The organism is Okeania sp. SIO2F4 (assembly GCF_010672385.1).
Lineage (GTDB): Bacteria > Cyanobacteriota > Cyanobacteriia > Cyanobacteriales > Microcoleaceae > Trichodesmium.
This window is the reverse complement of the sequence record NZ_JAAHGT010000555.1, coordinates 1-6,393: the sequence shown is the minus strand read 5'-3', so window position 1 is coordinate 6,393 and position 6,393 is coordinate 1. Positions and strand designations below refer to the sequence as shown.

The following is a 6,393-nucleotide window of genomic DNA, read 5'->3' as shown; positions in this document are numbered from 1 at the left end:
TATTCATACTTTTATCGCTACCTCTGACATTCACTTAGCTTACAAACTTAAGAAAACTAGAGCAGAAGTATTAGAGATTGCTCCAGAAATGGTTGCCTATGCTAAAACTTTTGTGGATGATGTAGAATTTTCTCCCGAAGACGCAGGTCGCTCCGACCCAGAATTTCTCTATCAAGTATTAGAGTTAGCGATCGCTGCTGGAGCTACGACAGTTAATATTCCTGATACTGTAGGTTATACGACTCCTGCTGAATTTGGGGCACTGATTCGGGGTATTAAGGAAAATGTGCCGAACATTGACCAAGCGATTATTTCGGTTCACGGTCACAATGACTTGGGTCTGGCAGTTGCTAATTTCCTGGAAGCAGTGAAAAATGGCGCTCGTCAGTTAGAATGTACTATCAATGGTATTGGCGAACGTGCTGGTAATGCTGCTTTGGAAGAATTGGTGATGGCGTTGCACGTTCGACGACAATATTATAACCCATTTTTGGGTCGCCCACCGGAGTCAGAAGCACCACTTACTAATATTGATACTCGTCATATTTATAAAACATCCCGTCTGGTTTCTAATTTGACAGGAATGTTTGTGCAACCAAATAAAGCTATTGTTGGTGCTAACGCTTTTGCTCACGAGTCAGGTATTCACCAAGATGGGGTACTCAAAAATAAACTGACCTATGAAATTATGGATGCTCAGTTAATTGGGTTGACAGATAATCAAATAGTCTTGGGTAAACTTTCCGGTCGTCATGCTTTCCAAACTCGGTTGCAAGAGCTTGGGTTTGAACTCTCAGATGAAGAAATTAATAAGGCATTTCTTAAGTTCAAAGATTTGGCAGACAAAAAGAAAGAAATCACAGATTGGGATTTAGAATCTATTATTAATAGCGAGGTTCGACAACCACCCGAACTATTCCGTTTGGAGTTGGTGCAAGTTTCTTGTGGCGATCGCTCTCGTCCTACAGCTACAGTTAGTATCCGTACTCCCAATGGGGAGGAATTGACTGATGCTGCTATTGGTACTGGTCCTGTGGATGCTGTGTACAAGGCAATTAACCGAGTAGTGAATGTACCAAATGATTTAATTGAGTTTTCCGTGCAGTCAGTAACTGCTGGTATTGATGCTATTGGGGAAGTGACTATTCGCTTGCGTTATGAAGGGCGAGTTTATTCTGGTCATGCTGCCAATACAGATATTATTGTGGCATCTGCTGAAGCTTATGTAAATGCTTTAAATCGATTGTATGCAGTTTTGCAAAGTGGTGTAGATAAAATACATCCGCAAAAGAGTCAACCTGAAGAAGTAGTAGCTGGTAGTTAATAGATAGTTTCTGTAGGGTGCGTTAGCGGGTAGATAAATTATACTTAGTTCAAGTTAATATTGTTCCCGGGTAACGCACCTGATTACTAATTAGAATTGCAACTATCTTGACAATATCCAGGAGCATTATATTATGTCCAATTGGAAAGGTATAATTAGGCTAGTAGTTGGGCTTTAGCCCGATATATTTCGTGGGCTAAAGCCCAACTACAAACTAATACTTTTAAAAAAAATTATGACAAAACTAATCAAGACCTCTCGCCCTAAAAAAAATAGAATATTTTCTACAAATTCTATCTCTCCTCAAGAAATATATTGGCAAGAGAAAGTATAATGTTGTCCGCACCTCGGCGGTACTCAAACAAGTTAATCTTCAACAGAAAGCATAAAGTTAGCCGTAGGCGAAGCCTTCCCTAAAGGTAGCAATCCCTCAAATTATGATGAGATTGCTTCGGGGGGTTTAAGGTTGAAAAAAGTCAAATAATTGCTTTTGGCGTCCCCCTCGCTGCGGACATAATCAAAAGTATAATGTTGTCCGCACCTCGGCGGTAGTCAAACAAGTTAATCTTCAACAGAAAGCATAAAGTTAGCCGAAGCAATCCCTCAAATTATGATGAGATTGCTTCGGGGGGTTTAACGTTGAGCAGACAAAAATAATTGCTTTTGCCACCCCCCTCGCTGCGGACGTAATCAACCCAATAGATATCTCCAGAAAAACAAACAGGCAAGATGCTTGTACTACCTGTAGAAAGTTATGTTTCACTATCATTTTACCAAAAAAAGAGGTTTAAAGCCTCCCCTTTTAAGGGGATGAAAAGATAAAAGTTCATTATTTCAAGCCTCTGGGTTCAGCCAGAGGTTACTGATAACTGATATAGCAGTCGAAGCAAAGATTAGGACATTTCGCGCATCCTGAAATCCTTTGACAGTTTACTATTCCCTCCATACCTATTCCCTATTCCCGATTCAAGTAGCGCTATAACTGATAACTGATAACTGAAATGACCTAACCTACATTTTGATGTTATTCTAACCATAGAATTTATAGTAAAAATAATAAATAAAAATGATACTAGAAGCAGTTTATGAACAAGGAGTATTGCGGTTAACCAAACCTCTAAACTTACCAGAGGGAACGCGAGTTGAAATTACTCTTGTTAAGAGCAGAACAAATTTTCAACAGCAAAAACCTGCCGATATTTTGGCAGCGTTCGCTTCACTACCTTTAGAGGGAGAGCAGGATGAGCAACTTCAACAGTTAATGAATAAGTTTCACGAAAGTCAGGATAATCAACAATTATTATCTAGAGAAGAACAACAAGAGTTAGAGGAATTAGCAGTGGCAGAATTAACAGCAGCAACGGAACGAACTAGGGAGATATTGGCAAATTTGAAAAATCAAGAAACCTAATTTTAAATGCCTGCTAGAGATTCTATTCATAATTTAGTTAAGAAAGCTATTATTAAAGATGGTTGGGAAATTACAGATGACCCCTATGTAATTTCTTATGGTGAAAGATTTTTGTTTATAGACTTAGCTGCTACGGGCCACGAATTTAATAATGGAAATTTGATTGCTGCTAAACAAGGAAATTTTCAGCTTGCTCTGGAAATAAAGGAATTTAGAGGTAATTCTCCAATAGTAGATTTAGAACAAGCTATTGGGCAATACATTCTTTATCAATTACTACTCAAAGAAGTTGACCCAGTGAGGGAAATTTATCTAGCTATTAGTAGCTTTACTTATAATAATATATTCAGTGAATCTATTGGTAAATTAGTAATTAATAATTTGCCCATGAAATTGTTGGTTGTAGATTTAGAAAAAGTCGAGGTTTTACAATGGATACCCCAAAGACCTATAGAGAAATCGTCAAACAAGTAATTGGGAAATATGCTAAATTACGTCCTTCTCATGGAAATATTAGATTGGATACTGTTTTTGATGAACAGAGCGATCGCTATGCTCTGATGCAAGTGGGATGGAACAGAGGTAAGCGAGTTAGAGGAAATATTATTTATATTACTCTAGCAGAGGGAAAGGTTTATGTTGAATATGATGGTATAGAACAGGGAATTACTCAAGATTTAATCGACCAAGGCATTCCTCAGAATAATATAATTTTAGAACATTTATGGGAAATGAATGCTGAAAATTTCAGGGAAGTTGAGTCAAATTATTAGTAGTAGTAAAGGAACAAGTTAAATTGTCCGCAGCGAGGCGGTAGTCAAACAAGTTAATCTTCTGGAGAAAGCGTTAATTCAGCCGAAGCAATCTCAGCAGAATTTGAGAGATTGCTTCGGGGGGTTTAATGTTGAACAAAGTCAAATAATTGCTTTTGGCGTCCCCCTCGCTGCGGACATAATCAAAACTCTAATATTGTCATTGCGTTAACGCAGTTTTGCGACAGCAAGGCGGTGGTCAAACAAGTTAATCTTCAACAGAAAGCGTTAACTCAGCCGTAGGCGAAGCCTTCCCTAAAGATACCAATCTTAGCAGAATTTGAGAGATTGCTTCGGGGGGTTTAAGGTTGAACAAAGTCAAATAATTGCTTTTCCCGTCCCCCTCGCTGCGGACGTAAAATGTTGTCCGCACCTCGGCGGTAGTCAAACAAGTTAATCTTCTGGAAAAAGTATAACCTTAGCCGAAGCAATCTGATAATTTGAGAGATTGCTTCGGGGGGTTTAAGGTTGAGCAGACAAAAATAATTGTTTTTGCTACCCCCCTCGCTGCGGACGTAATCAACCCAATTGTCCGCAGCGAGGCGGTAATAGGACAAGTTAACCTTCAACAGAAAGCATAAATTTAGCCGAAGCAATCTCTTTTCTTTTCCCGTCCCCCTCGCTGCGGACGTAATTAAGTGACTGATAACTGAATTGCATATCTTCCTTGAAACTAGAAATATAATAGATGAAATTTTCTAGTTGTGAGGCAAGGGTTAAGTTTATGGTTTCTCCTAAGAGATGGTTGTCTATTATCAGTGTTAATAGTCTGATGTTATTTAATGTCAGTTTTCCTATATTAATGTTGCCCAATATTGTCAATGGGGGAGAAATTATTGCTCAGACAGACAAGAGTGCTGAGGCTGAAAGATTATTTAATCAGGGATATGAACTATATCAGCAAGGTACAGCAGAATCTTTGAGGGGAGCTATTGCTAAATGGGAAGAGGCACTATTACTATATAGGAAAACGCGCAACCTGAGTGGGGAAGCAGTTACACTTCTTAGTATTGGTCGTGTATACTCAGACTTAGGAGAAAAACAACTTGCACTCAATTACTACCAGCAAGCTTTACCTATATATCGGCAAGTAGGCGATCGCTTTGGGGAAGCAGCTACTCTCAATAATATTGGCGCTGTCTACAATGATTTAGGAAAAAAACAACTTGCACTCAATTACTACCAGCAAGCTTTACCTATACTTCGGCAAGTAGACCATCGCCGTGGGGAAGCAAACACTCTCAATAATATTGGCCTTGTCTACAGTAACTTAGGAAAAAAACAACTTGCACTCAATTACTACCAGCAAGCTTTACCTATACTTCGGCAAGTAAGCGATCGCCGTGGGGAAGCAAACACTCTCAATAATATTGGCTTCGTCTACAGTGACTTAGGAGAAAAACAAACAGCTCTCAATTACTACCAGCAAGCTTTACCTATATATCGGGAAGTAGACGATCGCCGTGGGGAAGCAAGAACTCTCAATAATATTGGCCTAGTCTACAGTAACTTAGGAGAAAAACAAACAGCACTCAATTACTACCAGGAAGCTTTACCTATAAGACGGCAAGTAGGCGATCGCTTTGGGGAAGCAATCACTCTCAATAATATCGGCGGTGTATACTCAGACTTAGGAGAAAAACAACTTGCACTCAATTACTACCAGGAAGCTTTACATCTATCTCAGCAAATAGAAGATAAGGGTGGGGAAGCAGTCACTCTCAATAATATTGGCAATGTCTACAGTGACTTAGGAGAAAAACAAACAGCACTCAATTACTACCAGCAAGCTTTACCTATACTTCGGCAAGTAGGCGATCGCTATGGGGAAGCAATCACTCTCAATAATATTGGCGCTGTCTACAATGATTTAGGAGAAAAACGACTTGCACTCAATTACTACCAGGAAGCTTTACATCTATCTCAGCAAGTAGAAGATCGGGGTGGGGAGGCAAACACTCTCCATAATATTGGCGCTGTCTACAGAAGTTTAGGAGAAAAACAACTTGCACTCAATTACTACCAGCAAGCTTTACCTATACTTCGGCAAGTAGGCGATCGCTTTGGGGAAGCAAGAACTCTCAATAATATTGGCAATGTCTACAATGATTTAGGAGAAGAACAACTTGCACTCAATTACTACCAGGAAGCTTTACCTCTATCTCAGCAAGTAGAAGATAAGGGTGGGGAAACAATCACTCTCTATCACATCGCTAAAGTCCAACGAGACCAAGGCAACCTCACGAAAAGCCTCACTTTCATAGAAAAATCCATAGAAATAATCGAAGACCTCCGCACCAAAATTGTTGCAACTGACCTGCGAACATCCTATTTTGCCACAGTTCAAGATTACTATCAATTCTACATCGACCTCCTAATGCAACTCCACAAACAAAACCCCAACAAAGGTTATGACAGCGAAGCATTAAACGCCAGCGAACGCAGTCGCGCCAGAAGTCTACTAGACATCTTAGCAGAATCAGGAGCAGACATCAAAACTGGAGTTGACCCCCAACTTCTCGCCCAAGAAAAACAACTACTGCAAAAACTCAACACATTAGACCAAGCGCGACAACTCAACACCGAAGGATACAACCCCGACCAACTCAAACAACAAATTGAAACCTTAACCAACCAACTGCAACAATTAGAAGTCAAAATCAAACAAAACAGTCCTCGTTACGCCAATCTCAAATATCCAGACCCCCTCACCGCCTCAGAAATTCAACAACAAGTTATCGACAAAGACACCATACTTTTACAATATTCTTTGGGAAAAGATGCCAGTTATTTATGGTTAGTAACTCAAAAAGAAATCAGCAGTTATGAACTACCGAAAAAATCAG

5 protein-coding genes are annotated in these 6,393 nt (G+C 39.6%); all 5 read left to right on the top strand.

Annotated features, from left to right (window positions below; all coding sequences use genetic code 11):
• On the top strand, window positions 1-1,324 hold a 1,324-nt coding region (locus F6K22_RS27370; protein ID WP_293105356.1), incomplete at its 5' end, for a 2-isopropylmalate synthase.
• A gap of 1,066 nt (window positions 1,325-2,390) precedes the next feature.
• The gene (locus F6K22_RS27365) at window positions 2,391-2,735 is read left to right on the top strand and encodes an antitoxin family protein (RefSeq protein ID WP_293105354.1); all 345 of its coding nucleotides are present in this window, start codon (window positions 2,391-2,393) and stop codon (window positions 2,733-2,735) included.
• A 6-nt stretch (window positions 2,736-2,741) separates the two neighbouring features.
• Window positions 2,742-3,209 carry a XisH family protein gene (locus F6K22_RS27360; RefSeq protein ID WP_293105352.1) on the top strand — a complete coding sequence of 156 codons (468 nt, stop codon included), beginning with the start codon at window positions 2,742-2,744 and terminating at the stop codon, window positions 3,207-3,209.
• On the top strand, window positions 3,167-3,508 hold the full coding sequence (locus F6K22_RS27355) for a XisI protein (protein WP_293105351.1): 342 nt from the start codon (window positions 3,167-3,169) through the stop codon (window positions 3,506-3,508). The genes F6K22_RS27360 and F6K22_RS27355 overlap by 43 nt, the downstream gene beginning before the upstream one ends.
• 727 nt (window positions 3,509-4,235) lie before the next feature.
• A partial coding sequence (locus F6K22_RS27350; protein ID WP_293105349.1) for a tetratricopeptide repeat protein occupies window positions 4,236-6,393 on the top strand: 2,158 nt, incomplete at its 3' end.

Excerpts from the sequence above, each read along its gene's own strand:
- F6K22_RS27365 (WP_293105354.1), top strand. The coding sequence starts at position 2,391 with ATGATACTAGAAGCAGTTTATGAACAAGGAGTATTGCGGTTAACCAAA.
- F6K22_RS27355 (WP_293105351.1), top strand. The coding sequence starts at position 3,167 with ATGGATACCCCAAAGACCTATAGAGAAATCGTCAAACAAGTAATTGGG.
- F6K22_RS27360 (WP_293105352.1), top strand. The coding sequence starts at position 2,742 with ATGCCTGCTAGAGATTCTATTCATAATTTAGTTAAGAAAGCTATTATT.